The organism is Streptomyces sp. BI87 (assembly GCF_025957665.1).
GTDB lineage: Bacteria > Actinomycetota > Actinomycetes > Streptomycetales > Streptomycetaceae > Streptomyces > Streptomyces albidoflavus.
In genome coordinates this window covers 1,737,656-1,760,340 of the sequence record NZ_CP110079.1, presented here as the reverse complement: position 1 = coordinate 1,760,340, position 22,685 = coordinate 1,737,656, and the positions used below count along the sequence as shown (strand labels likewise).

18 protein-coding genes are annotated in these 22,685 nt (G+C 72.3%); 10 read left to right on the top strand and 8 right to left on the bottom strand.

Features of this window, described 5'->3' with window-relative positions:
* The first annotated feature begins 289 nt into the window (after window positions 1–289).
* Together OIM89_RS07470 and OIM89_RS07465 are read left to right on the top strand one after the other, a co-directional pair.
* Window positions 290–2,080 (top strand): glycosyltransferase family 2 protein, encoded by a 1,791-nt coding sequence (locus tag OIM89_RS07470; protein ID WP_047467174.1) that lies wholly within the window; start codon window positions 290–292, stop codon window positions 2,078–2,080.
* A gap of 3 nt (window positions 2,081–2,083) precedes the next feature.
* Window positions 2,084–4,039, top strand: a complete 1,956-nt coding sequence (locus OIM89_RS07465; RefSeq protein WP_047467172.1) for a kelch motif-containing protein — start codon at window positions 2,084–2,086, stop codon at window positions 4,037–4,039.
* Between the two features lie 21 nt (window positions 4,040–4,060).
* Here the strand turns inward: OIM89_RS07465 and OIM89_RS07460 are convergent, their stop codons facing one another.
* The gene (locus OIM89_RS07460) at window positions 4,061–5,098 is read right to left on the bottom strand and encodes a glycoside hydrolase family 6 protein (protein WP_030699183.1); all 1,038 of its coding nucleotides are present in this window, start codon (window positions 5,096–5,098) and stop codon (window positions 4,061–4,063) included.
* 285 nt (window positions 5,099–5,383) lie between these two features.
* Here OIM89_RS07460 and OIM89_RS07455 point away from each other — a divergent pair, with 285 nt between their 5' ends.
* The 3 genes from OIM89_RS07455 (at window position 5,384) to OIM89_RS07445 (ending at window position 8,148) form a co-directional block, all read left to right on the top strand.
* Window positions 5,384–5,896 carry a MarR family winged helix-turn-helix transcriptional regulator gene (locus OIM89_RS07455; RefSeq protein WP_030699182.1) on the top strand — a complete coding sequence of 171 codons (513 nt, stop codon included), beginning with the start codon at window positions 5,384–5,386 and terminating at the stop codon, window positions 5,894–5,896.
* Window positions 5,897–5,969: 73 nt separating this feature from the next.
* Complete coding sequence (locus OIM89_RS07450; RefSeq protein WP_030699181.1) at window positions 5,970–6,308, top strand: DUF3817 domain-containing protein; 339 nt, start codon at window positions 5,970–5,972, stop codon at window positions 6,306–6,308.
* A gap of 139 nt (window positions 6,309–6,447) precedes the next feature.
* Window positions 6,448–8,148 (top strand): methylmalonyl-CoA mutase, encoded by a 1,701-nt coding sequence (locus OIM89_RS07445; protein WP_030699180.1) that lies wholly within the window; start codon window positions 6,448–6,450, stop codon window positions 8,146–8,148.
* Window positions 8,149–8,239: 91 nt separating this feature from the next.
* Here the strand turns inward: OIM89_RS07445 and OIM89_RS07440 are convergent, their stop codons facing one another.
* The gene (locus tag OIM89_RS07440) at window positions 8,240–8,488 is read right to left on the bottom strand and encodes a hypothetical protein (protein ID WP_030699179.1); all 249 of its coding nucleotides are present in this window, start codon (window positions 8,486–8,488) and stop codon (window positions 8,240–8,242) included.
* A 78-nt stretch (window positions 8,489–8,566) separates the two neighbouring features.
* Window positions 8,567–9,187, bottom strand: a complete 621-nt coding sequence (locus OIM89_RS07435; protein ID WP_030699178.1) for a TetR/AcrR family transcriptional regulator — start codon at window positions 9,185–9,187, stop codon at window positions 8,567–8,569.
* 251 nt (window positions 9,188–9,438) lie between these two features.
* Between OIM89_RS07435 and OIM89_RS07430 the strand changes: the two genes are divergently transcribed.
* The 4 genes from OIM89_RS07430 to OIM89_RS07415 all read left to right on the top strand — a co-directional run bounded on the left by OIM89_RS07430 (window position 9,439) and on the right by OIM89_RS07415 (window position 13,715).
* Window positions 9,439–10,413 (top strand): tetratricopeptide repeat protein, encoded by a 975-nt coding sequence (locus tag OIM89_RS07430; protein ID WP_030699177.1) that lies wholly within the window; start codon window positions 9,439–9,441, stop codon window positions 10,411–10,413.
* A gap of 633 nt (window positions 10,414–11,046) precedes the next feature.
* Window positions 11,047–11,679, top strand: a complete 633-nt coding sequence (locus OIM89_RS07425; RefSeq protein WP_030699176.1) for a DUF6230 family protein — start codon at window positions 11,047–11,049, stop codon at window positions 11,677–11,679.
* Between the two features lie 130 nt (window positions 11,680–11,809).
* Window positions 11,810–12,394: a DUF6114 domain-containing protein gene (locus OIM89_RS07420; RefSeq protein ID WP_264491091.1), complete on the top strand. Its 585-nt coding sequence runs from the start codon at window positions 11,810–11,812 to the stop codon at window positions 12,392–12,394.
* Window positions 12,384–13,715, top strand: a complete 1,332-nt coding sequence (locus OIM89_RS07415) for a hypothetical protein (RefSeq protein ID WP_030699174.1) — start codon at window positions 12,384–12,386, stop codon at window positions 13,713–13,715. The genes OIM89_RS07420 and OIM89_RS07415 overlap by 11 nt, the downstream gene beginning before the upstream one ends.
* 132 nt (window positions 13,716–13,847) lie before the next feature.
* Here the strand turns inward: OIM89_RS07415 and pyk are convergent, their stop codons facing one another.
* The 3 genes from pyk to pta form a co-directional block, all read right to left on the bottom strand.
* Complete coding sequence (gene pyk, locus OIM89_RS07410; protein ID WP_030699173.1) at window positions 13,848–15,272, bottom strand: pyruvate kinase; 1,425 nt, start codon at window positions 15,270–15,272, stop codon at window positions 13,848–13,850.
* A gap of 73 nt (window positions 15,273–15,345) precedes the next feature.
* On the bottom strand, window positions 15,346–16,623 hold the full coding sequence (locus tag OIM89_RS07405) for an acetate kinase (protein ID WP_030699172.1): 1,278 nt from the start codon (window positions 16,621–16,623) through the stop codon (window positions 15,346–15,348).
* A gap of 41 nt (window positions 16,624–16,664) precedes the next feature.
* Window positions 16,665–18,740, bottom strand: a complete 2,076-nt coding sequence (pta, locus tag OIM89_RS07400; protein WP_030699171.1) for a phosphate acetyltransferase — start codon at window positions 18,738–18,740, stop codon at window positions 16,665–16,667.
* A 408-nt stretch (window positions 18,741–19,148) separates the two neighbouring features.
* Here pta and OIM89_RS07395 point away from each other — a divergent pair, with 408 nt between their 5' ends.
* Complete coding sequence (locus OIM89_RS07395; protein ID WP_003950939.1) at window positions 19,149–20,174, top strand: ATP-dependent 6-phosphofructokinase; 1,026 nt, start codon at window positions 19,149–19,151, stop codon at window positions 20,172–20,174.
* A gap of 90 nt (window positions 20,175–20,264) precedes the next feature.
* Here the strand turns inward: OIM89_RS07395 and OIM89_RS07390 are convergent, their stop codons facing one another.
* Together OIM89_RS07390 and OIM89_RS07385 are read right to left on the bottom strand one after the other, a co-directional pair.
* A complete protein-coding gene (locus OIM89_RS07390; protein WP_078858103.1) occupies window positions 20,265–21,005 on the bottom strand; it encodes a response regulator in 741 nt (246 codons plus the stop codon).
* Window positions 21,002–22,666 carry a sensor histidine kinase gene (locus OIM89_RS07385; protein WP_063830393.1) on the bottom strand — a complete coding sequence of 555 codons (1,665 nt, stop codon included), beginning with the start codon at window positions 22,664–22,666 and terminating at the stop codon, window positions 21,002–21,004. Before OIM89_RS07385 ends, OIM89_RS07390 begins: the two co-directional genes overlap by 4 nt.
* Window positions 22,667–22,685: the final 19 nt, after the last annotated feature.

The window sequence follows — 22,685 nt, the reverse complement described above, 5'->3', positions numbered from 1 at the left end:
AGTGCGCAGGCCAGGTGTTCGCAGATACGGACGGGGCGCGGCCGGGAAATCCCTCCGGGAGGCCGTGGCCGGCCCGGGATCTCGCGTGGCCGTACGCCCCCGTCCTCGCCGCCCCCACCGACAACCGCCCCGCCCCTACCCCCTCCTCCGCCCCACCCCCGGCACCCGGGTGACCCGTCACCCGAACGCCAGCGCCTACCGCTCGCACGGCGGCGTCCGGCGCGACAGGCAAGTGGGGGTGACGTCTCGTAGGGCTTACTGGCCCGTCGTCGAACATCTGGAGGGCGTTGTGCGGCCGGACGGTTACGACTACGACACCCACAGCCGAATAGCCGGGCCCCTGACCGAGCCCGCCCCCGACTACCGCGTCGAGTACCGCAGGCTGCTGGCGGCCGAACCGCACCGGATACGGGCGGTCCTGCTGATGACGCTGGCCCCGCTGCTCACCGGGACGCTCATGGTCTACCTGGTCTGGCCCAGCCACTGGACCGACCGGGAGGGCGGGGAGACCTGGCTGGTGGTGCTCGACCGGACGATGCTGACCGCCATCGGGCTGATCGGCTTCTTCATGCTCGTCAACGTCGTCTCCATCGCGCACGCCACGCTGATGGCCCGCGACCCGGTCCCGGTCACCGCCGAACCCGGTACCCGCGTCGCCTTCCTCACCACCTACGTGCCCGGCAAGGAACCGCTCTCCATGGTGCGGGCCACCCTCCAGGGCGCGGTCCGGCTGCGCCACGACGGCCCGCTGGACGTCTGGCTGCTCGACGAGGGCAACGACCCCGACGCCCGGGCGCTCTGCGCCGAACTGGGGGTGCGGCACTTCACCCGGTGGGGCGTGCCGGAGTGGAACCGCCCCAAGGGCGTCCACAAGGCCCGGACCAAGCACGGGAACTACAACGCCTGGATCGCCCTGCACGGCGACTCCTACGACTTCTTCGCCTCGGTCGACACCGACCACGTGCCGCTGCCGGAGTTCCTGGAGCGGATGCTCGGCTACTTCCGCGACCCGGACGTCGCCTTCGTCGTCGGCCCGCAGGTCTACGGGAACTACACCGCGCCGGTCACCAAGGCCGCCGAGTCGCAGCAGTTCCTCTTCCACGCGCTGATCCAGCGGGCCGGCAACGGCTACCGGGCGCCGATGTTCGTCGGCACCAACAACGTGGTGCGGATCAGCGCCGTCAAGCAGATCGGCGGCCTCTACGACTCGATCACCGAGGACATGGCCACCGGCTTCGAACTGCACCGCACCCGCAACCCCCTCACCGGCCGCCACTGGCGTTCCGTCTACACCCCGGACGTGCTCGCCGTCGGCGAGGGCCCCGCCTCCTGGACGGACTTCTTCACCCAGCAGCTCCGCTGGTCGCGCGGAACGTACGAGACGCTCTTCAAGCAGTACCTGAAGGCGCCGTTCCGGATGCCGGTGGGCCGGCTCTTCTCGTACACGCTGATGCTCGTCTACTACCCGATGACGGCGGTCAACTGGCTGCTCGGCGTGACGAGTTGCGTGCTCTTCCTCTGGTTCGGGGCCTCCGGCACCGAGGTCGCGGCCTCGGTCTGGCTGATGCTCTACAGCGACGCCGCCGCCCTCCAGGTGGGGCTGTACCTGTGGAACCGGCGGCACAACGTCTCGCCGCACGAGCCCAGCGGCTCCGGCGGGCTCGCGGGGATGGGGATGTCCGCGCTCTCGGCGCCGATCTACCTCAAGTCGCTGGGCGCCGCGGTGCTCCGCCGCCCCTGCCGCTTCGTCATCACGCCCAAGGGCGCCGACGCCAGTGCCGACCTGCTGCGGACCTTCCGCGTGCACCTGTGCTGGGCCGGGGTGCTGGCCACCTCGCTGGCCGCCTCCTTCGTCCTCGGCCACACCCACGTGGCGATGCGGACCTGGGCCTTCCTGGGCCTGGCGATCTCGCTCGCCCCGGTCGCCGTCTGGTACGGCACCGGGCTGCTGGAGCGGCGCCGGCTCGCCGCTCTCGCGGCCGCGCAGAGCGCCCCGGTCACCGCGACCGCGTCCACCACCGGCGAGGTGGAGACCGCCACCGCCGCCCTCGTCACCAGCACCCCGACCGGAGGGAACTGAGCCATGGCCTACCGGCCGACCGGGAAGTTCAAGAAGACCGCGCTCGGCGTCGGCGGCGTCGCCGTGCTGGCCGGCCTGAACGCGCCCGCCGCGATCTCCTTCGCCCAGGACCAGTACCATCAGTACAAGATCTCCCAGCCCGCCTACCAGAAGAAGTACGGCTCCTGGAAGCAGGTGTCGATCCCCGAGGAGTACCGGACCAACGCCATCCACGCGGCGCTGCTGCACACCGGCAAGGTCCTCATCGTGGCGGGCTCCGGCAACGACGAGGCCAACTTCGACGAGGGCACCTTCGACACGGTGCTGTGGGACCCGCGCGACGACTCCTTCAAGAAGGTCGACACCCCGGAGGACCTCTTCTGCTCCGGCCACTCCCAGCTCGCCGACGGCCGTCTGCTGGTGGCGGGCGGCACCGCCCGCTACGAGGTGCTGGACGGCGCCGTGGAGCGGGCGGGCGGCGGGATGCGGGTGAAGAACGAGAACCCGGACAAGGAGATGACCCTGAAGAAGGGCACCCGGTTCCGGTCACCCACCGGCATCGAGTACGTCAGCCGCTTCGACGTGACGGTCCCCAAGGCGGTCAAGACGGTCGAGGGCGGCGGAGGCGGCAAGGGCGGCGGGCCCGAGAAGGTCACCGTCCAGGCGAGCGAGGCCCGCGTCTGGGTGGAGGCCACCGGCAAGGGCCGCGCGTACGTGAGCAAGGGGCCCGCCCAGTACGCGATCGTCGGCCTGAAGGGCGAGGACGCCGACAACACCTACGGCCTCGCCGAGAAGATCACCCTCGACAAGCAGGACTACCAGGGCATCCGCTCGGCCTACGAGTTCGACCCGGTCGCCGAGAAGTACATCCCGGTCGACCCGATGGACAAGGCCCGCTGGTACCCGACCCTGGTCACCCTCCAGGACGGCAAGGTGCTCGCCGTCTCCGGCCTCGACGACGTCGGCGAGATCGATCCCGGCGACAACGAGATCTACGACCCGGAGACCAAGAAGTGGTCCAAGGGCCCCTTCCGCTACTTCCCGACCTACCCGGCCCTCTTCCTCACCCAGGGCGGCAAGCTCTTCTACCCGGCCTCCAACGCCGGGTACGGCCCCGCCGAGAAGGGCCGCGAGCCGGGGATCTGGGACATCGAGAAGAACACCTTCCAGAAGGTGCCGGGCCTCACCGACCTCGACCAGACGGAGACCTCCGCCTCCCTGCTGCTGCCGCCCGCCCAGGACCAGAAGGTGATGGTGCTCGGCGGCGGGGGAGTCGGCGAGTCGGAGAAGTCGACCCGGCGCACCGCCGTGATCGACCTCAAGGAGGAGAACCCCGCCTTCAAGCCGGGCCCGGACCTCCCGCAGGGCACCCGCTACCTCAACAGCGTGATCATGCCCGACGACTCGGTCTTCACCACCGGCGGCTCCTACGACTACCGGGGCCGGGGCGCCTCCAACATCTTCAAGTCGCAGTTCTACGACCCCCGGACCAACTCCTTCACCCCGGCCGCCGAACCCACCGTCGGCCGCAACTACCACTCCGAGGCGCTGCTGCTCCCCGACGGACGGGTGGCCACCTTCGGCTCCGACTCGCTCTACGGCAACAAGGAGAACACCAAGCTCGGCACCTTCGAGCAGCGCATGGAGGTCTTCACCCCGCCGTACCTGCACAAGGCGGCCGACGGCGAGCGGCCGGTCCTCGGCAAGGGCCCGAAGGAGGTGAAGTACGGCGCCACCGCGACCTTCCCGACCGAGGACGCCGGCACCATCACCAAGGCCCGGCTGATGCGGCCCAGCGCCGTCACCCACACCACCGACGTCGAGCAGCGCTCCATCGACGTGGAGCTGAAGAAGACCGAGGACTCCGTCACGATCACGGTCCCGGAGGACCCGACGCTGGTGCCGCCCGGCTGGTACATGGTCTTCGTCAACACCGCCGAGGGCACGCCCTCCGAGGCGAGCTGGATCAAGGTCGGCTGACGAACCGGGGGCGCGGCCCGCTCACCCCTTGGTGTTGCGGGCCAGCCCGAGCGCGTACTCCGGCCACCAGGTGCCGGCCGAAGGACCGCCCCGGCAGCTGCCGTCGGACTCCCCGGGCCGCTTGATCCAGAGGTACGCGTCGAGCAGCGGGTCCCCGGTCCGGGTGGTGGGCGGGGTGCCCAGGGCGCGGCCGGGCGGGTTGCACCAGGCGTCCTGTCCGGCCGCGCCGAGGGGGCCGTTGCCGTTGCGGCTGGTGTCCACCACGTAGTGGGCCCCGTCGAGCCGCTCCGAGAGGGCCTTGCCGTAGGCGCGGGTCGCGGTGTCGGTCTGGAAGTTGGAGACGTTCAGCGAGAAGCCGTCCGCCTGGGCGATCCCGGCCCGGCGCAGCGGCCCGGCGATCTTCTCCGGGTCCTCGATCCAGGCCGGGTTGCCCGCGTCCAGGTAGACCTTGACCCCCGGCTGCCGCTTCAGCCGCTCGATGGCGCCGGAGATCAGCGTGGAGCGCTCCCCGTGGTACTCGGCCGGCGTGCAGCCGTCCACCATGTGCGGCACCGCGTCCGGCTCCAGCACCACCACGGCCTTGCTCTCGCCGATCGCCGAGGCGAAGGCGTCGATCCACTCCCCGTACGCGGCACGGTCGGCGGCGCCGCCCGCCGAGTGCTGGCCGCAGTCGCGGTGCGGCACGTTGTAGGCGACCAGGACGGCGGTGGAACCGGACTTCGCCGCCCCGCCGGTGGCCCGGCGCACCGCGGGCACCGGGTCGTCCCCGGCCGGCCAGACCGCCACCGGCTGCCGGGCGATCCGCTCCAGCAGCGCCGCCTGGCTCTCCTTGCCCTCGACCCGCAGCCGGGCCGCCTCCACGGCGGCCGGCGACTCGGGGTCGACCCAGAACTCGGGGGCGGCCACCGCGGCCGCCGCCGAACGGGACGGCTCCGCCTCGCGGGCGTGGGGGGCCGAGTCGTCGCCGGTGCAGGCGGGGGTGGCGGCGAGCACGGCGAGCAGGCCGAGGGGGAGGAGCGGACGGGCGAACCGGGCGGGGACAGGCATCAGCCGGGACATTCCCCAGCCTCCTTGGGGGGACGGACGGACGTGCGAAGGGTCGGGCCGCCGACGGCCCCCGGGACCCCGGTGCACCGGGGCTGCCCGGTGGGGACGGGCACACCCGGGCGATCCTCGCACCGGGACGGCCCAGGTCAGGGGCGTGTGGACGGCCCCGCGCGGCGAGTCCCCCCGATCGGCCCCGCCCCCGCGCCCGGGGCCGTGCGCCGCACCCTCCCGGCGCCGGGCCGCCCGAAGGGCGAGACAGGGCTGACCGCGATATGACCGGCCGGTAGGGTCGTGCCCGTGCCGAAGCCGCTCAGCCTTCCCTTCGACCCCATCGCCCGCGCCGACGAGAGCTGGCGGGAACGGTGGGGGCCCGTGCCCTCGATGGCCGCTATCACCTCGATCATGCGCGCCCACCAGATCCTCCTGGCCGAGGTCGACGCCGTCGTCAAGCCGTACGGCCTGACCTTCGCGCGGTACGAGGCGCTGGTGCTGCTGACCTTCTCGCGCGCCGGGGAGCTGCCGATGTCGAAGATCGGCGAGCGGCTGATGGTCCACCCGACCTCGGTCACCAACACCGTCGACCGGCTGGTCCGCTCCGGGCTGGTCGCCAAGCGCCCCAACCCGCAGGACGGCCGCGGCACGCTCGCCTCCATCACCGAGCAGGGGCGCGAGGTGGTCGAGGCGGCCACCCGCGACCTGATGGCGATGGAGTTCGGGCTCGGCGCCTACGACGCGGAGGAGTGCGCGGAGATCTTCGCGATGCTGCGCCCGCTGCGGGTCGCCGCACACGATTTCGAGGACGCTCCGTAGACCTCGCCACCACGGGGTGAACAACTCCGGGGCGCCGCAAGATCGCCCTCGGGGTGCGGTTAGGCTCGGCCCCATGAAACGCAGCGTGCTGACCCGGTACCGGGTCATGGCCTATGTCACCGCAGTCATGTTGCTCGTGCTCTGCGTGAGCATGGTGTTCAAGTACGGCTTCGACACGGGGGCCGATGTCACCTTCGTGGTCTCCCAGGTCCACGGCCTGCTGTACATCATCTACCTGGTCTTCGCCTTCGACCTCGGCGCCAAGGCGAAGTGGCCGGTCGGCAAGTTGCTGTGGGTGCTGCTCTCGGGCACCATCCCGCTCGTCGCCTTCTTCGTGGAGCGCCGGATCACCCGCGAGGTCGAGCCGCTGGTCCAGGACCGCGTCCCGGCCGAGGCGAAGGCCCGCGCCTGACGCCGGTCCGCCGCACGCACCGCCCGGAACCCCCGGAAGCCCGCCGCTTCCGGGGGTTCCGGCGTTTCTCCAGGCTTCTTCCGTCACGGATGGCCGCTCCCCATCGACATTTACTAGGACGTCCTAGTAGTTTTGAGGTATGGACGCTGAAGCCATCGAGGAGGGCCGCCGACGCTGGCAGGCCCGTTATGACCGGGCCCGCAAGCGGGACGCCGACTTCACCACGCTCTCCGGGGACCCGGTCGAGCCCGTCTACGGGCCCCGGCCCGGCGACACCTACGAGGGCTTCGAGCGGATCGGCTGGCCGGGGGAGTACCCGTACACCCGCGGACTGCACCCGACCGGCTACCGGGGCCGTACCTGGACCATCCGCCAGTTCGCCGGCTTCGGCAACGCCGAGCAGACCAACGAGCGGTACAAGATGATCCTCGCCAACGGCGGCGGGGGGCTCTCGGTCGCCTTCGACATGCCGACGCTGATGGGGCGCGACTCCGACGACCCGCGCTCGCTCGGCGAGGTCGGCCACTGCGGCGTCGCCATCGACTCCGCCGCCGACATGGAGATCCTCTTCCGGGACATCCCGCTCGGCGAGGTCACCACCTCGATGACGATCTCCGGACCGGCCGTCCCGGTCTTCTGCATGTACCTGGTCGCCGCCGAGAGGCAGGGCGTCGACCCGGCGGTGCTCAACGGCACGCTCCAGACCGACATCTTCAAGGAGTACATCGCCCAGAAGGAGTGGATCTTCCCGCCCGAGCCTCATCTGCGCCTCATCGGCGACCTGATGGAGCACTGCGCGCGGACCATCCCGGCCTACAAGCCGCTCTCCGTCTCCGGCTACCACATCCGCGAGGCCGGGGCGACGGCCGCGCAGGAGCTGGCGTACACCCTCGCCGACGGCTTCGGCTACGTGGAGCTGGGGCTCAGCCGGGGCCTGGACATAGACGAGTTCGCCTCCGGTCTCTCCTTCTTCTTCGACGCCCACCTCGACTTCTTCGAGGAGATCGCCAAGTTTCGCGCCGCCCGCCGCATCTGGGCCCGCTGGATGAAGGAGGTCTACGGCGCGCGGACCGAGAAGGCGCAGTGGCTGCGGTTCCACACCCAGACCGCCGGTGTCTCGCTCACCGCCCAGCAGCCGTACAACAACGTCGTGCGCACCGCCGTCGAGGCGCTCTCCGCCGTCCTCGGCGGCACCAACTCGCTGCACACCAACGCCCTGGACGAGACCCTCGCCCTCCCCAGCGAGCAGGCCGCCGAGATCGCCCTGCGCACCCAGCAGGTCCTGATGGAGGAGACCGGCGTCGCCAACGTGGCCGACCCGCTCGGCGGCTCCTGGTACGTCGAGCAGCTCACCGACCGCATCGAGGCGGACGCCGAGAAGATCTTCGACCGCATCCGCGACCGGGGCGTCCTCGCCCACCCTGACGGGAAGCACCCCATCGGCCCGATGACCTCCGGCATCCTGCGCGGCATCGACGACGGCTGGTTCACCGGCGAGATCGCCGAGTCGGCCTTCCAGTACCAGCGGGCGCTGGAGAAGGGCGAGAAGCGCGTCGTCGGCGTCAACGCCCACACCGGCTCCGTCACCGGCGACCTGGAGATCCTGCGGGTCAGCCACGAGGTCGAGCGCGAGCAGGTCCGTGAACTGGGCGAGCGCCGCTCCCGCCGGGACGACGCCGAGGTCCGCGCCAAGCTGGCCGAGATGGTGGAGGCGGCCCGCTCGGGCGCCAACATGATCGCCCCCATGCTCGACGTGGTCCGCGCCGAAGGCACCCTCGGCGAGATCTGCGACGCCCTGCGCGAGGAGTGGGGCGTCTACACGGAGCCGCCCGGCTTCTGACCCCGCCGTCGCCCGGCACGCCCGGCACGGACGGCACCGAGGCCGCCGCACCCCGGAGAGGGGACGGCGGCCTCGGCGCGACAGAGCCGGGTCATGCCTCGAAGTCCACCACCGTGACCTCCTCGGCCGCCTCGTAGCCGGCCAGAGCCAGGCCCAGGCCGAAGAAGGTCGGTGCCCACTCGCCGACGAAGATTCCCCAGCGGTCGGCGCGCTCCACCCCGCGGGACTCGGCCTTCAGCGAGCCGGCCCACGAGCAGAAGGACAGGCCGATCGAGACGAAGGCGGCGGCGTAGGCGTGCTCGCTCTTCAATCCCTTCTCGTGCAGCATCTTGACGATCATGGCGCTCCCTGGGACGGGGATAGGGGGGACCACTTCATCGTGGGCCCGCGGCGCGCACGTCGCATCCGGGGCGAAGAGTCAGGCCATCGCCGCCGGCAGCCCCGCGATGAGCAGCCCCGCCAGCGCCTGCGCCCACGCCTCGTCCACCGGCCCGTCGCTGACCAGGGCCCGGTGGACCACGGTGCCGGCGATCACGTCGAAGATGAGGTCGGCGTGCTGCTCGGCGACGGCGGACTCGGTCTCGTAGGGGAGTTCGCCGCGGCGTTGGGCGCGTTCGCGGCCCTGGAGGACCAGGCGCTTCTGGCGGTCGACGATGGCGGTGCGGATGCGCAGGCGCAGGGCCGGGTCGGAGGTGGACTCGGCGACCACAGCCATCAGCGCCGTCCGGGTCTCCGGGCGCTGGAGCAGCTGGCCGAACTGGAGGACCACGCCGACCACGTCGGCGGCGAGGCTGTCGCCGTCCGGGAGGACCAGCTCGTCGAAGAGTTCCGCGACCGCGTCCACCACCAGTTCGTTCTTGCCCGCCCACCGCCGGTACAGCGTGGTCTTGGCGACCCCGGCCCGCTGGGCGACGTCGCCCAGCGACATCCGGGACCAGCCGATCTCGACGAGGGCGTCCCGGGTCGCTGCCAGGATCGCGGCGTCCGCGGCCGCGCTGCGCGGGCGTCCGGTGCGGGCGGGAGGGGTGCGGCTCTGCATGGCAGCGACTGTATCCAGAGCTACCGAACGGTCAGTATGCGTCCGCGCCGTGACCCGGATCACCCGGGCCGCCCTGACACGGAGTGCCCCCGGCAGTTACGCTACGACCCGTAGCGAAAGCTCGTGTTCACCCACGGGCGACAACCACAAGGCCCGGTTGGGACCCGGCGCCGCACCGGTACAACGGACTCGCCGTCGATCGCCGTTCGACGGGTTTCCCAGCACGCGCGCGGAGGGGGGAGGATGTACGCATGCAGCCACGGAACATGTCCATGAGCGGAGTCGTCGACCTCGCCGCGGTGAAGCAGGCCCAGGAAGCGAAGGCCAAGGCCGAGCAGGCCCGTGCCGAAGCCGCCCGACAGGGCGGAACCGGAGCGGTCCCCGCGTCGAGCCTGGTCATCGACGTCACCGAGGCCGGCTTCGAACGCGACGTCCTCCAGCGCTCCACCGAGGTCCCGGTCGTCATCGACTTCTGGGCCGAGTGGTGCGAGCCGTGCAAGCAGCTCGGCCCCCTGCTGGAGCGCCTCGCGCACGAGTACAACGGCCGCTTCCTGCTGGCCAAGGTCGACGTCGACGCCAACCAGATGCTGATGCAGCAGTTCGGCATCCAGGGCATCCCGGCCGTCTTCGCCGTCGTCGCGGGCCAGGCCCTCCCGCTCTTCCAGGGAGCCGCCCCCGAGGCGCAGATCCGGGAGACCCTCGACCAGCTCATCCAGGTCGGCGAGGAGCGGTTCGGCCTCACCGGCCTCACCGTCGACCCCGGCTCCGACGCGGGCGACCCCGCCGCCGTCCCCGAGGAGCCCGCCGGGCCGTACGACGCCCTGCTGGAGGCCGCCGTCCAGGCGCTGGACGCCGGTGACCTCGACGGCGCCGTCCGCGCCTACCAGAACGTCCTCTCCGACGACCCGGCCAACACCGAGGCCAAGCTCGGCCTCGGCCAGGCCGAACTCCTGCGCCGGGTCAGCGGCCTGGACCCGCAGAAGGTCCGCCAGGACGCCGCCGAGCGCCCGGCCGACGTCGCCGCGCAGTCCGCCGCCGCCGACCTGGACCTGGTGGGCGGCCACGTCGAGGACGCCTTCGGCCGGCTGGTCGACACCGTGCGGGTCACCGCGGGGGACGACCGGAACAAGGCCCGCCTCCACCTGCTCGACCTCTTCGAGGTGGTCGGCGCCGAGGACCCGCGGGTGACCGCGGCCCGTACCGCCCTGGCCCGGGTGCTGTTCTGAGCACCTGACCCCGCGCGCCACCCCTGGGGCGCGGGAAGCGATTTGACGACAGAGAGACCCAAGCGGCCGCGCTTTACCAAAACTTGGTAATCGCGGCCGCTGTTACTCGGAGTAAGTCCGACCTCGTCGTCCATCCGCATCTGTCATTCCGAGTGCTGATTTGTCACCCCTCCTCGCGGCACGGTCCGTGCCCGCGCGGCACCGCTGTGCCCAACTTTGGTTATCCAGCCGTTACTAGCCGGTAACGAACCCCTTGTGCCCGGGCTCCGAATGGACCACGATCGGCGACGCTCGGTCCCTTTCCCGTACCCCGGCAGCCAACCGGGTCCACGGGCTCTCTGGGTCCCCACCGAGCAGGTCGAGGCCGCGGGTCTCGGCCTGGACAGGGGGGTCTCTGCCCTCGGCAGGGCCTGTCCGAACCGGCTGCGCATCCCGTGCGAGGCGTGGCCAGTGGTTGTCGCTCGGGGGTGATCGCCGCCGAACCGTCACACCCCGTGCCCACGAGGCGCGGCGCAGACGGTCGTAGGCGCTCTCCTTGCCGAGGACGTAGCACTTCTCCCATCCCTGCCCGGCTGACCGCCCGATCGGGACCAGTCAGAGGCCGGAGATGTACGTCCGAGAAGGAGGAATGTCATGGAGTCCGTGGCTCGTGGCGGGACCAGATGGAAGCGGTTCGCCGTCGTCATGGTGCCCACCGTCGCCGCTACCGCGGCGATCGGCGTGGCCCTGTCGCAGGGTGCGCTCGCGGCGTCGTTCGCCGTGTCCGGCCAGTCGTTCAAGGTGTCGGCCGACAAGCTCGTCGGTAACGGGTTCGTCCAGTACGGCGGTGTGGACACCGGTTACGACCTGAAGGGCAACAAGGCTGCCCATCCGGTCGCGATCTCCGCGTTCAAGAACGCGACGATCAACAACATGTGCCAGTCCGTCGTCACGCCGGACGTCCCGCTCATCGGCACCATCAGCCTTCAGCTGAAGGCCGGTACGGGTGGCACGCCGGTCGAGGCCGAGAACCTCTACATCGACGTCGCCCAGCTCGACGCCGACGCCGAGTTCAAGAACATCAACATCGGTGTGGCCGCCGGCGAGAGCACCAAGGGCCCTGGCATCAAGAAGGGTGACCAGGCCAACCCCTACGGCTTCTCGCAGGAGGCCGACTCGGCCACCCTGAAGAACGTCAAGCAGACGGCGTGGGCGACCACCGCCGGAACCTTCAAGCTGAGCGGTCTCAGCATGAAGCTGCACAAGGGCGTCAAGGAGTGCTACTAAGCGCTCCCTGGGCGGGCGCGGAGCGAGCCGTGGCGCGCTCGGGGTGTGAGCCCCGGAGCGCCGCGGCGGGTTCCCCGCCCGCCACTCCATCTTCTCTCCACGCATTGCCGGTTCCAGGGAGCTGTTTTCCATGAGCGCCGAGTCCCCAGGGCTGAGCGACCGATTTCACTACTGGCGGCGTCGCTTCCGGATGTGGCGCGGCACCCGCCCGTTCTGGGCGGGCCTGCTGACGATGCTGGGCGGCGTCCCCATCGCCTATCTGCCGTACGCGGAACTCACGCTGGGGCAGCTGAGCCTCCGGATGGGCACCCCGACGGGCGCGGGATCGCTGATCATCGGCCTGCTGCTGATCACGCTCGGGCTGACGATGTGGTTCCAGGCCATCGTCCGGGTCTTCGCGGGCGTCGCGGCGATCCTGCTCGCGCTGGTCTCGCTGCCGGTGTCCAACCTCGGCGGGTTCCTGCTCGGCTTCCTGCTGGCCATGTTCGGCGGGGCCCTCTCGATCTCCTGGGCCCCGGGCAAGACCGCTCCCGAGGGGAGCGGGCAGGGCGCGCGGCCGGCCGAGGACAGGACCAAGGCCGCGCCGGAGCAGGAGCCGGCCGGGCCAGTGGTCCAGGCGGGCGCGCCCAGGCCGGAGCCGCGTGCCGGAGGCGAGAGCGCCCCGGCGGACGGCACGACACTTGAGACCAACGGCGGGAGGCACCGTGCGGGGTGACGAGGCGCAACTGGCTGCCGAAGAGGGCGGTAAAGCCCTCGGCAGAACCGGGCCGCGTCACGCGGCCCCCCGGAAGTCGCTGCTGACGAAGCTCCAGATACCCGCGGGCAAGGCGTTCGCCCTGGCCGCGATGCCCACGGCGGTCTTCGTGGGCATGGGCCTGACGCCCAAGCTCGCCCTGGCCGACGACAAGGCGGACATCCCGCGCGGGGGGCCGTGCGTCACCCGCTCCGACGAGCCGTCCGAGTCGGCCGAGCCGGACGCGACGCCCACCCCCGAGCCCGGCGCCTCGGAGCCGGCCTCACCGGGCGCCACGCCCACTCCGTCCGCCTCCCCGTCGGCCCCGTCCGGCGGCGGCAGCGAGAAGCCGGAGCCCGACCCGGCGGACGAGCAGCCGACCGCCGAGCCGGAGCCGGAGGAGACCAAGAACCCCCTCGACCCGCTGGGCCTCGGCGACGCGCTCAAGGACCTCTTCACCCCCGGGGACGAGAAGTCCGAGGAGCCCGAGCCGGAGCCGTCCGCCTCCGAGAAGGCCGGCGGTACGTCCGGCGGCACCACGGAGAAGGACGACAAGGGCACGGCGGACTCCGGCGCGGCGGACCAGAAGGCGTCCGACGAGAAGGCCGCCGAGAAGGAGGCGGCCGAGAAGAAGGAAGCCGCCGAGAAGAAGGCCGCCGACGAGGCGAAGGCCAAGGAGGAGGCCGCCGAGAAGGAGGCCGAACTCAGCCCCGCCGAGCAGCTGAAGAAGGACATCGAGGAGGCCGCGCGCAAGAACGGCGTCTCGGTGAGCGAGCTGGCCGCCGGGGCACAGGGTGCCGTCGGTGCCGCGGACGACGACCCGTGCGCACCGGACCCCAAGGCCCTGGCCGACCTCGACCTGGAGCCGGGCATCCCGCTCCTGCCGGACGACCCGTGGCGGCTGGAGAGCAGCAAGCTGACGCTGGGCGGCCTGGACTACCACGGCGTGGTCAAGGTCAAGACGTACAGCGGCAAGGTGAAGCCGGTCCTGAAGTTCACGGCGAAGACCACGGACATCAAGGACCTGCACCAGCTCACCGTCGGCCCCAAGGGGCAGACCGGCCACGTGAAGGCCGCGGAGGGCTCGACCTCGACGATCAGGAACGGCGAGGTCACCATGTACACCGAGGAGCTGAAGGGGAACCTCTTCGGGCTCATCCCGATCACCTTCAACCCCGAGAGCCCGCCCCCGCTCAACGTGCCCTGGGCCTTCTTCACCAAGGTCAAGGTCGTCCAGGCGGGCCAGTTCGGCGGCACGCTCACCGTGCCGGGGCTCCAGAACTACTTCACCGACGGCGACTGAGCACACCGCCGCATCCCAGACCCGTCCGGGAGCCGCACAAGACGGTGGCCCGCGTCCTCAGCCGAGGACGCGGGCCACCGTCGTGTCCGCCGGGCCCAGCGGGGCAGGTGCCGGCCCGGCGGAGTCAGGAGGTCAGCCGCGGCCGCCGAGGTGGTGGACGCGGACCATGTTGGTGGTGCCGGGGACGCCGGGGGGCGAGCCGGCGGTCATGACGACGGTGTCGCCGTCGTTGAACCGCTTCAGCCCGACCAGCTCCTCGTCCACCTGGTCGACCATGGCGTCGGTGTTGTCGACGTGGTCCACCACGTGGCTCTCCACGCCCCAGCTCAGGGTGAGCTGGTTGCGGGTGGCCTCGTCGGTGGTGAAGGCGAGGATCGGCTGGGCCGCGCGGTAGCGCGAGAGCCGCCGGGCGGTGTCACCGGACTTGGTGTACGCCACCAGCGCGCGGGCGCCGAGGAAGTCGGCGATCTCGGCGGCGGCGCGGGCCACGGCGCCGCCCTGGGTGCGCGGCTTCTTGCCCGGGACCAGCGGCTGGAGCCCGCGCGAGAGCAGCTCCTGCTCGGCGGCGACGACGATCTTCGACATCGTCTTGACCGTCTCGATCGGGTACGCGCCGACGCTGGACTCGGCGGAGAGCATCACCGCGTCGGCGCCGTCCAGGATGGCGTTGGCGACGTCGGAGGCCTCGGCGCGGGTCGGCCGGGAGTTGGTGATCATCGACTCCATCATCTGGGTCGCCACGATCACCGGCTTGGCGTTCCGGCGGCAGAGGCTCACCAGGCGCTTCTGCACCATGGGGACCTTCTCCAGCGGGTACTCCACCGCGAGGTCGCCGCGGGCCACCATCACGCCGTCGAAGGCGAGAACGACCGCCTCCATGTTGGCGACCGCCTGCGGCTTCTCGACCTTGGCGATGACCGGGACCCGGCGGCCCTCCTCGTCCATCACCTTGTGGACGTCCTTGACGTCCTCGGCGTCCCGGACGAAGGAGAGGGCGACCAGGTCGCACCCCATCCGCAGGGCGAAGCGCAGGTCCTCGATGTCCTTCTCGGAGAGGGCCGGGACGTTGACCGCCGCGCCGGGCAGGTTGATGCCCTTGTGGTCGGAGATCACCCCGCCCTCGATGACGATGGTCTTGACGCGCGGGCCCTCGACCTCGGTGACCTTCAGCTCGACGTTGCCGTCGTTGATGAGGATCGGGTCGCCCTTGGCCACGTCGCCCGGCAGCCCCTTGTAGGTGGTGCCGCAGACCGACTTGTCGCCGGCCACGTCCTCGGTGGTGATGGTGAACTCGTCACCGCGTACCAGCTCGACCGGGCCCTCGGCGAAGGTCTCCAGCCGGATCTTGGGGCCCTGGAGGTCGGCGAGGACGCCCACCGCCCGGCCGGTGTCCGCGGCCGCCTGCCGGACCCGGCGGTACCGGTCCTCGTGCTCGGCGTGCGAGCCGTGGCTCATGTTGAAACGGGCCACGTTCATGCCTGCCTCGATGAGCGCTTTCAGCTGCTCGTACGAGTCGACGGCGGGGCCCAGCGTGCAGACGATCTTGGAACGGCGCATGGGACGATCCTATCGGTTTGTTTCCGTGCGGAATATTCCATCTGGCGGAAGATACATATGGGCGGACGGGTGCTCAGCCGGGCGGCGTCGCGGGCGAGTCGGCGCTCTCCGGCGCCGGCCGGGTGTCCGGCCCGACCAGGGCGTAGGTCTGCTCGGCGATCTCCAGTTCCTCGTCGGTCGGCACCACCGCGACGGCCACCCGCGAGGAGCCGGGCGAGATGAGCCGGGGGGCGCCGGAGCGGACCGCGTTCAGCTCGCGGTCCACCGCCATCCCGAACCCTTCCAGACCCTCCACCGCCGCCTGGCGCACCGCGGCCGCGTTCTCCCCGACACCGGCCGTGAAGACCACCGCGTCCACCCGGCCGAGGACCGCCGCGTAGGCGCCGATGTACTTCTTCAGCCGGTGGACGTACATGTCGAAGGCGAGCCGCGCGTCCTCGTCCCCCTCGTCCATGCGCCGGGTGATCTCGCGCATGTCGTTGTCGCCGCAGATCCCGAGCAGGCCGCTGCGCTGGTTGAGCAGGGCGTCGGTCTCGTCGGTCTCCATCCCGGCGACCCGCCTGAGGTGGAAGACGACGGCCGGGTCGACGTCGCCGGACCGGGTCCCCATCATCAGCCCCTCCAGCGGGGTGAGCCCCATCGAGGTGTCGACGCAGATCCCGCCGCGCACCGCCGCCGCCGAGGCGCCGTTGCCCAGGTGGAGGGTGATGAGGTTCAGCTCCGCGAGGGGCCGGTCCAGCAGTTCGGCGGCCTTCCGGGCGACGTAGCCGTGCGAGGTGCCGTGGAAGCCGTAGCGGCGCACCCGGTGGGCGTCGGCGGTCTCGCGCTCGATCGGGTAGCGGGCGGCGTACTCCGGCATCGTGGTGTGGAAGGTGGTGTCGAAGACGGCCACCTGCGGCAGGTCCGGGCGCATCCGGCGGGCGGTGCGGATGCCCATCAGGTTGGCCGGGTTGTGCAGCGGCGCCACCGGGACCAGCCGCTCGATCTCGGCGAGCACCGCGTCGTCGATGACGGTCGGCCGGGTGAACTGCCGCCCGCCGTGCACCACCCGGTGCCCGATCGCCGCCAGTTCGGGGGAGTCGAGCCCCAGCCCGTCCTTGGCCAGCTCGGCGGCGACCGCCTCCAGCGCCTCCCGGTGGTCCGCCACCCGGCCGGTCACCTCGCGCTCCCCGCCGGCCCCCTCGGTCAGCGGGGTGTGGTCGAGCCGCGAGGTCTCCTCGCCGATCCGCTCCACCAGGCCGACGGCGAGCCGGCGGGCGTCGGCCATGTCCAGCAGCTGGTACTTGACCGACGAGGAGCCGGAGTTGAGGACGAGGACGCGGTGGGGACGCGGGCCCTGCTCGGTGCTCACGTGCTGCCCTCCTTCGGTACGGGGCCCGGTCCGCGGCGCGCTCACGCGTCGCTCTCCTGGGCCTGGACGGCGGTGATGGCGACGGTGGTGACGATGTCCTGGACGAGGGCGCCCCGGGAGAGGTCGTTGACCGGCTTGCGCAGACCCTGGAGGACCGGGCCGACCGCCACCGCGCCGGCCGACCGCTGCACCGCCTTGTACGTGTTGTTGCCGGTGTTGAGGTCCGGGAAGATCAGCACGGTGGCCTGCCCCGCCACCTCGGAACCGGGCAGCTTGGCCGCCGCCACCGTCGGCTCGACCGCGGCGTCGTACTGGATCGGGCCCTCGATCAGCAGGTCGGGCCGGCGTTCGCGGGCCAGCGCGGTCGCCTCGCGGACCTTCTCCACGTCCGCGCCCGAACCGGAGCTGCCGGTCGAGTACGAGAGCATCGCGATCTTCGGGTCGACGCCGAAGCGGGCGCCGGTCAGCGCCGACTGCACGGCGATGTCGGCCAGCTCCACGGCGTTCGGGTCGGGGTTGACCGCGCAGTCGCCGTAGACCAGCACCCGGTCGGCGAGGCACATGAAGAAGACCGAGGAGACCAGGGTGGCGTCCGGGCGGGTGCGGATGATCTCGAAGGCCGGGCGGATGGTGGCCGCCGTGGAGTGGGCGGAGCCGGAGACCATGCCGTCGGCCAGCCCCTCCTCGACCATCAGCGTGCCGAAGTAGTTGACGTCGGCGACCACGTCGTACGCCAGCTCCACCGAGACGCCCTTGTGGGCGCGCAGCTCGGCGTACCGCTCGGCGAACCGCTTGCGCAGCTCCGACTCCTGGGGGTCGATCAGCTCGGCCCCGCCGAGGTCCACGCCCAGGTCGGCGGCCTTCTTGCGGATCGCGTCGACCGGGCCGAGGAGGGTGAGGTCGCAGACCGAGCGGCGCAGCAGCACGTCGGCGGCGCGCAGCACCCGCTCCTCAAGCCCTTCCGGCAGCACCACCCGGCGGCGGTCGGCGCGGGCCCGCTCCAGCAGCTTGTGCTCGAACATCATCGGCGTGACCCGGTCGGTGGAGCCGACCGAGATCCGGTCCAGCAGCTCGGCGGTGTCGACCCAGTCCTCGAAGAGGCCGAGCGCCGTCTCCGCCTTGCGCGGCGTCGCCGCGTCGAGCCGCCCCTCCAGGGTGAAGAGCCGGGTCGCGGTCGGGAAGCTGTTGCCCGGAACGGAGACCACCGGCGTGCCCGGCGCCACCTTCGCGGCCAGCCGCAGCACCTCGGGGTCCGGCCGCTCGCCCAGCGTCAGCAGCACCCCGGCGATCGGCGGGGTCCCGGAGCTGTGCGCGGCCAGCGCCCCCACCACCAGGTCGGCCCGGTCGCCGGGGGCCACCACCAGGCAGCCCGGGGTGAGGGCGTGCAGGAAGGTGGGCAGGGTGGCGCCGCCGAAGACGAAGTCGAGGACGTCCCGGGCGAGGCCGGCGTCGTCGCCCAGCAGAACCGTTCCGTCGAGCGCCCGGGAGATCTGCCGGACGGTCGGCGCGGAGAGCGCGGGGTCGTCGGGGAGGACGTAGCAGGGCACGGGGAGGCGGGCCCGCAGCCGCTGAGCGACCACGTCGCGGTCCTCGGCGGCGACCCGGTTGACGCCCACGGCCAGCACGTCGCAGCCGAGCGCGTGGTAGGCGCGGTAGGCGTTGCGGGCCTCGGCGCGGACCGACTCGGCGCTCTGCGCCCGGCCGCCGACCACCGGCAGCACCGAGGCGCCGAACTCGTTGGCGAGGCGGGCGTTGAGCGCCAGTTCGTCCGGGAGCTGGGTGTCGGCGTAGTCGGTGCCGAGGACCAGCACCACCTCGTAGTCGCGGGCGACCGCCAGATAGCGGTCGACGAGCTGCGAGACCAGGGCGTCGGTGCCCTGCTCGGCCTGGATGCCCGCGGCTCTGCGGTAGTCGATGCCGTGCGCGGTGGCCGGGTCCTGGCTGAGCCGGTAGCGGCCGCGCAGCACCTCGAAGAGGCGGTCGGGCCCGTCGTGCACCAGCGGCCGGAACACCCCCACCCGGTCGACCCGGCGGGTCAGCAGTTCCATGAGACCCAGCTCGAAGACCTGCCGGCCGTCGCCCCGGTCGGTTCCGGTGACGTAGACGCTGCGTGCCACGCGTCCGCTCCTTCCGCTGGTCCCGGCCGGCGCCGGCCGGGAGCCCGATGCGTACGTCTGTGCTCCAGTGGATCGCCTGCCCAACCTGGGCGGACGCGACCCCTGTCGCCGTCGGTTCCCTGCGAGGGACGGCCTGCGCGGAACCCGGAGTGGAGTGGTGCCGCTTTTGCTACGGTATGCACTCCGACGATACCGGTGCGCGGGCGCCCGTTCTTGTTCGGCGGCGTCGGCGTTCCGCCGGTCAGGGGTGGGCCCGTGCCGGCGGGGCAGGCGACCGGTCGGGGCGCGGCGGAAGTGACCTGGGACACGGACGGGGCGGCCGCCGTGTCAGAATTCGCACCGGTCCGTCTCCCTCCGGCGGACCGCGACCCGGACGAACGGCCAGTATCGAGCAGGAGAGACAGCACGATGCGTATCGGAATTCTCACCGCAGGCGGCGACTGTCCCGGCCTGAACGCCGTGATCCGCTCGGTCGTGCACCGCGCCGTCACGCACCACGGCGACGAGGTCATCGGCTTCGAGGACGGGTACAAGGGTCTCCTGGACCGCCGCTACCGCCCCCTCGACCTGAACGCCGTCAGCGGCATCCTGGCCCGCGGCGGCACCATCCTCGGCTCGGCCCGCCTGGAGCGCGGCCGCCTCGCCGAGGCGTGCGAGAACGCCCCGGAGCTGGCCCGCGAACTCGGCATCGACGTGCTGATCCCGATCGGCGGCGAGGGCACCCTCACCGCCGCCCGGCTCCTCTCCGACTCGGGGATGCCGGTGGTCGGCGTACCGAAGACCATCGACAACGACATCTCCGCCACCGACCGCACCTTCGGCTTCGACACCGCCGTCGGCGTCGCCACCGAGGCCATCGACCGGCTCAAGACCACCGCCGAGTCGCACCAGCGCGTCATGGTCGTCGAGGTGATGGGCCGGCACGCCGGGTGGATCGCGCTGGAGTCCGGCATGGCCGGCGGCGCCCACGGCATCTGCCTGCCCGAGCGGCCCTTCGACCCCGCCGACCTGGTCAAGATGGTCGAGGAGCGGTTCGCGCGCGGCAAGAAGTTCGCCGTCATCTGCGTTGCCGAGGGCGCCCACCCCGCCGAGGGCACCATGGCCTACGGCAAGGGCGCCATCGACCAGTACGGCCACGAGCGGTTCCACGGCATCGGCACCGCGCTCGCCGGCGAACTGGAGCACCGCCTCGGCAAGGAGGCCCGCCCGGTCATCCTCGGCCACGTCCAGCGCGGCGGCAGCCCCACCGCGTACGACCGCGTCCTCGCCACCCGCTTCGGCTGGCACGCCGTCGAGGCCGCCCACCACGGCCGCTTCGGCCGGATGACGGCGCTGCGCGGCACCCGGATCGAGATGGTCCCGCTCGCCGAGGCCGTCACCGAGCTCAAGACCGTCCCCCAGGACCGCATGGACGAGGCCGAGTCGGTCTTCTGAACCGGCTCCGGACGTACGAGTGCGGCGGGCACCCGGGAACCCCCGGGAGCTCGCCGTCTTCGCGTCCGCGAACGTGCGCAGGCGGGCCGCTCACTGCCAGCGGTAGCGCAGCTCCGGGCGCCCCACCGTGCCGTACTGCGGGCTGCGCACCGCCCGTCCCGAGGTGACGAGGTGCTCCAGGTAGCGGCGGGCGGTGATGCGGGAGATGCCGACCTCCTCGCCGGTGGCCGCCGCCGTCAGGCCCTCGGGGGACTCGCGCAGGGCCTGTGTCACCCGTTCCAGGGTCGGCGCGCTCAGCCCCTTCGGCAGGACCGCCGGCTGGGGCGCGCGCAGGGCGCCCAGCGCCCGGTCCACCTCGGCCTGGCCACTGGCCTCCCCGGCGGCGGTGCGGAACTGCGCGTACCGCGCCAGGCGGTCCCGCAGCGTCGCGAAGGTGAACGGTTTCAGGACGTACTGGACCACCCCCAGCGACACCCCCTCGCGGACCACCGCCAGGTCCCGCGCCGAGGTCACCGCGATCACGTCGGCCCGGTGCCCGGCCGCCCGCAGCGACCGGGCCAGCTGGAGCCCGTGCCCGTCCGGCAGGTACAGGTCGAGCAGGAGCAGGTCGACCGGGAACCGCTCCAGGGCCCGCTGCGCCTCGGCCCCCGAGTGCGCCACCCCCACCACGGTGAACCCCGGCACCCGCTCCACGTACGTCCGGTGCGCGTCGGCCGCCACCGGATCGTCCTCCACCACCAGCACCCGGACCCGCCCCGGGCCGCCCCCTTCTCCGCCGCCGGGCGCCTCGGCGCCGTCGGACCCGGCGGGCTGGGTGGGGTACGGGGTCATCTCAGGCTCTCCGGGGTGGCGTCGTCGGTCGGGGCGGGCGGGGGCAGCGGGCCGGCGCCGGGCGGGCCCGCGCCCGCGTGCGGGCGGGAGCGGGGTGCGGGCAGGGCGGTGGAACCGTCCGGGGTGTGCCGGCCGAAGGGGATGCGGACCCGGAAGGCGGCCCCGCCGCCGGGCGCCTCGCCCACGGTGACCGTACCGCCGTGCCGCTCGGCCGTCTGCCGGACCAGCGCGAGGCCCAGCCCCCGGCCGCCGCCCTCCTTGGTGGACCAGCCGCGGTGGAACACCTCGTCGCCGTCGCGGACGCCCGGCCCGTTGTCGGCGACCCGCAGCAGCAGGCCGCCCGGCTCGGCGCGGGCCGTCACCGTGACGCGGGCGCCCGGGGTGCCGGAGACGGCCTCCATCGCGTTGTCGACCAGGTTGCCGAGGACCGTGACCAGGTCGCGGGCGGGCAGCTCCGGCGGGAGCACCCCGTCGTCCAGGCGGCTGTCCTCGTGCACGGTCAGCTCGATGCCGCGCTCGTTGGCCTGCGCGGTCTTGCCCAGCAGCAGGGCCGCCAGGACCGGCTCACCGACCGCCTGCACCACCTGGTCGGTGAGGGTCTGGGCCAGTTCCAGTTCGGCGGTGGCGAACTCCACCGCCTCGTCCGCCCTGCCCAGCTCGATCAGCGAGACCACGGTGTGCAGCCGGTTGGCGGCCTCGTGCGCCTGCGAGCGCAACGCCTCGGAGAAGCCGCGCTCTGAGTCCAGCTCGCCGGTGAGCGCCTGGAGCTCGGTGTGGTCGCGCAGGGTGACGACGGTGCCGCGCTGCTCCCCGGCGGCGACCGGCGAGGTGTTGACCACCAGCACCCGGTCGGCACTGAGGTGGACCTCGTCGACGCGCGGCTCGGCCGCCAGCAGCGCCCCCGTCAGCGGCGCCGGCAGCCCCAGCGCGTCGGCCCGGTCGCCCACCCCGCGCTCCGGGGCGAGGCCGAGCAGCTCCCGCGCCCCGTCGTTGATCAGCGCGATCCTGCGCTGCCCGTCGAGCATCACCAGCCCCTCGCGGACCGCGTGCAGGGCCGCCTGGTGGTAGGCGTACATGTGGCTGAGCTGGGCGGCGTCCATGTCGTGGGTGTGCCGGCGCAGCCGCGCGTTGATGACGTACGTGCCGACCCCGCCGACCGCCAGCGTCAGCCCGCCCACCGTCAGCAGGGTGAGCACCTGGTCGCGCAGCCGGGCCGCGATCTGGTCGACCGTGATGCCCGCGCTGACCAGCCCGATCACCTCGCCGTCGGCGCGGACCGGGGTGACCACCCGCACCGAGGGGCCGAGCGTGCCGGTGTACGTCTCCTGGAGCGTCCGGCCGCTCAGCGCCTCCTCGGTGTGGCCGAGGAAGCGCGCGCCTATCTGGCCCTCGTCGGGGTGGGTCCAGCGGATGCCGCGGGTGTCCATGATGGTGACGAAGTCGACGTCGGCGTCCCGGCGGACCTCCTCGGCGTACGGCTGGAGGAGGCGCGAGGGGTCGCCGCCCGCCTGGATCGCCTCGCGCACCGAGGGGGAGTCGGCGACGGCGCGGGCCGTCGCGCCCGCCTGGCGGCCCGCCGCCTCCTCGGCCTGGCGCCGGTCGGAGAGGAACGCGAACAGGACACAGCCGAGGATCAGCAGGCCCACCAGGAACACCTGCATCGCGAAGAGCTGACCAGCG

Bases quoted from the DNA above. Each gene is read 5' to 3' on its own strand.
- OIM89_RS07465 (WP_047467172.1), top strand. From the start codon at position 2,084: ATGGCCTACCGGCCGACCGGGAAGTTCAAGAAGACCGCGCTCGGCGTC.
- OIM89_RS07460 (WP_030699183.1), bottom strand. From the start codon at position 5,098: ATGTCCCGGCTGATGCCTGTCCCCGCCCGGTTCGCCCGTCCGCTCCTC.
- OIM89_RS07450 (WP_030699181.1), top strand. From the start codon at position 5,970: ATGAAACGCAGCGTGCTGACCCGGTACCGGGTCATGGCCTATGTCACC.
- OIM89_RS07445 (WP_030699180.1), top strand. From the start codon at position 6,448: ATGGACGCTGAAGCCATCGAGGAGGGCCGCCGACGCTGGCAGGCCCGT.
- OIM89_RS07440 (WP_030699179.1), bottom strand. From the start codon at position 8,488: ATGATCGTCAAGATGCTGCACGAGAAGGGATTGAAGAGCGAGCACGCC.
- OIM89_RS07435 (WP_030699178.1), bottom strand. From the start codon at position 9,187: ATGCAGAGCCGCACCCCTCCCGCCCGCACCGGACGCCCGCGCAGCGCG.
- OIM89_RS07430 (WP_030699177.1), top strand. From the start codon at position 9,439: ATGCAGCCACGGAACATGTCCATGAGCGGAGTCGTCGACCTCGCCGCG.
- OIM89_RS07425 (WP_030699176.1), top strand. From the start codon at position 11,047: ATGGAGTCCGTGGCTCGTGGCGGGACCAGATGGAAGCGGTTCGCCGTC.
- OIM89_RS07420 (WP_264491091.1), top strand. From the start codon at position 11,810: ATGAGCGCCGAGTCCCCAGGGCTGAGCGACCGATTTCACTACTGGCGG.
- pyk (WP_030699173.1), bottom strand. From the start codon at position 15,272: ATGCGCCGTTCCAAGATCGTCTGCACGCTGGGCCCCGCCGTCGACTCG.
- OIM89_RS07395 (WP_003950939.1), top strand. From the start codon at position 19,149: ATGCGTATCGGAATTCTCACCGCAGGCGGCGACTGTCCCGGCCTGAAC.
- OIM89_RS07390 (WP_078858103.1), bottom strand. From the start codon at position 21,005: ATGACCCCGTACCCCACCCAGCCCGCCGGGTCCGACGGCGCCGAGGCG.
- OIM89_RS07385 (WP_063830393.1), bottom strand. From the start codon at position 22,666: ATGCAGGTGTTCCTGGTGGGCCTGCTGATCCTCGGCTGTGTCCTGTTC.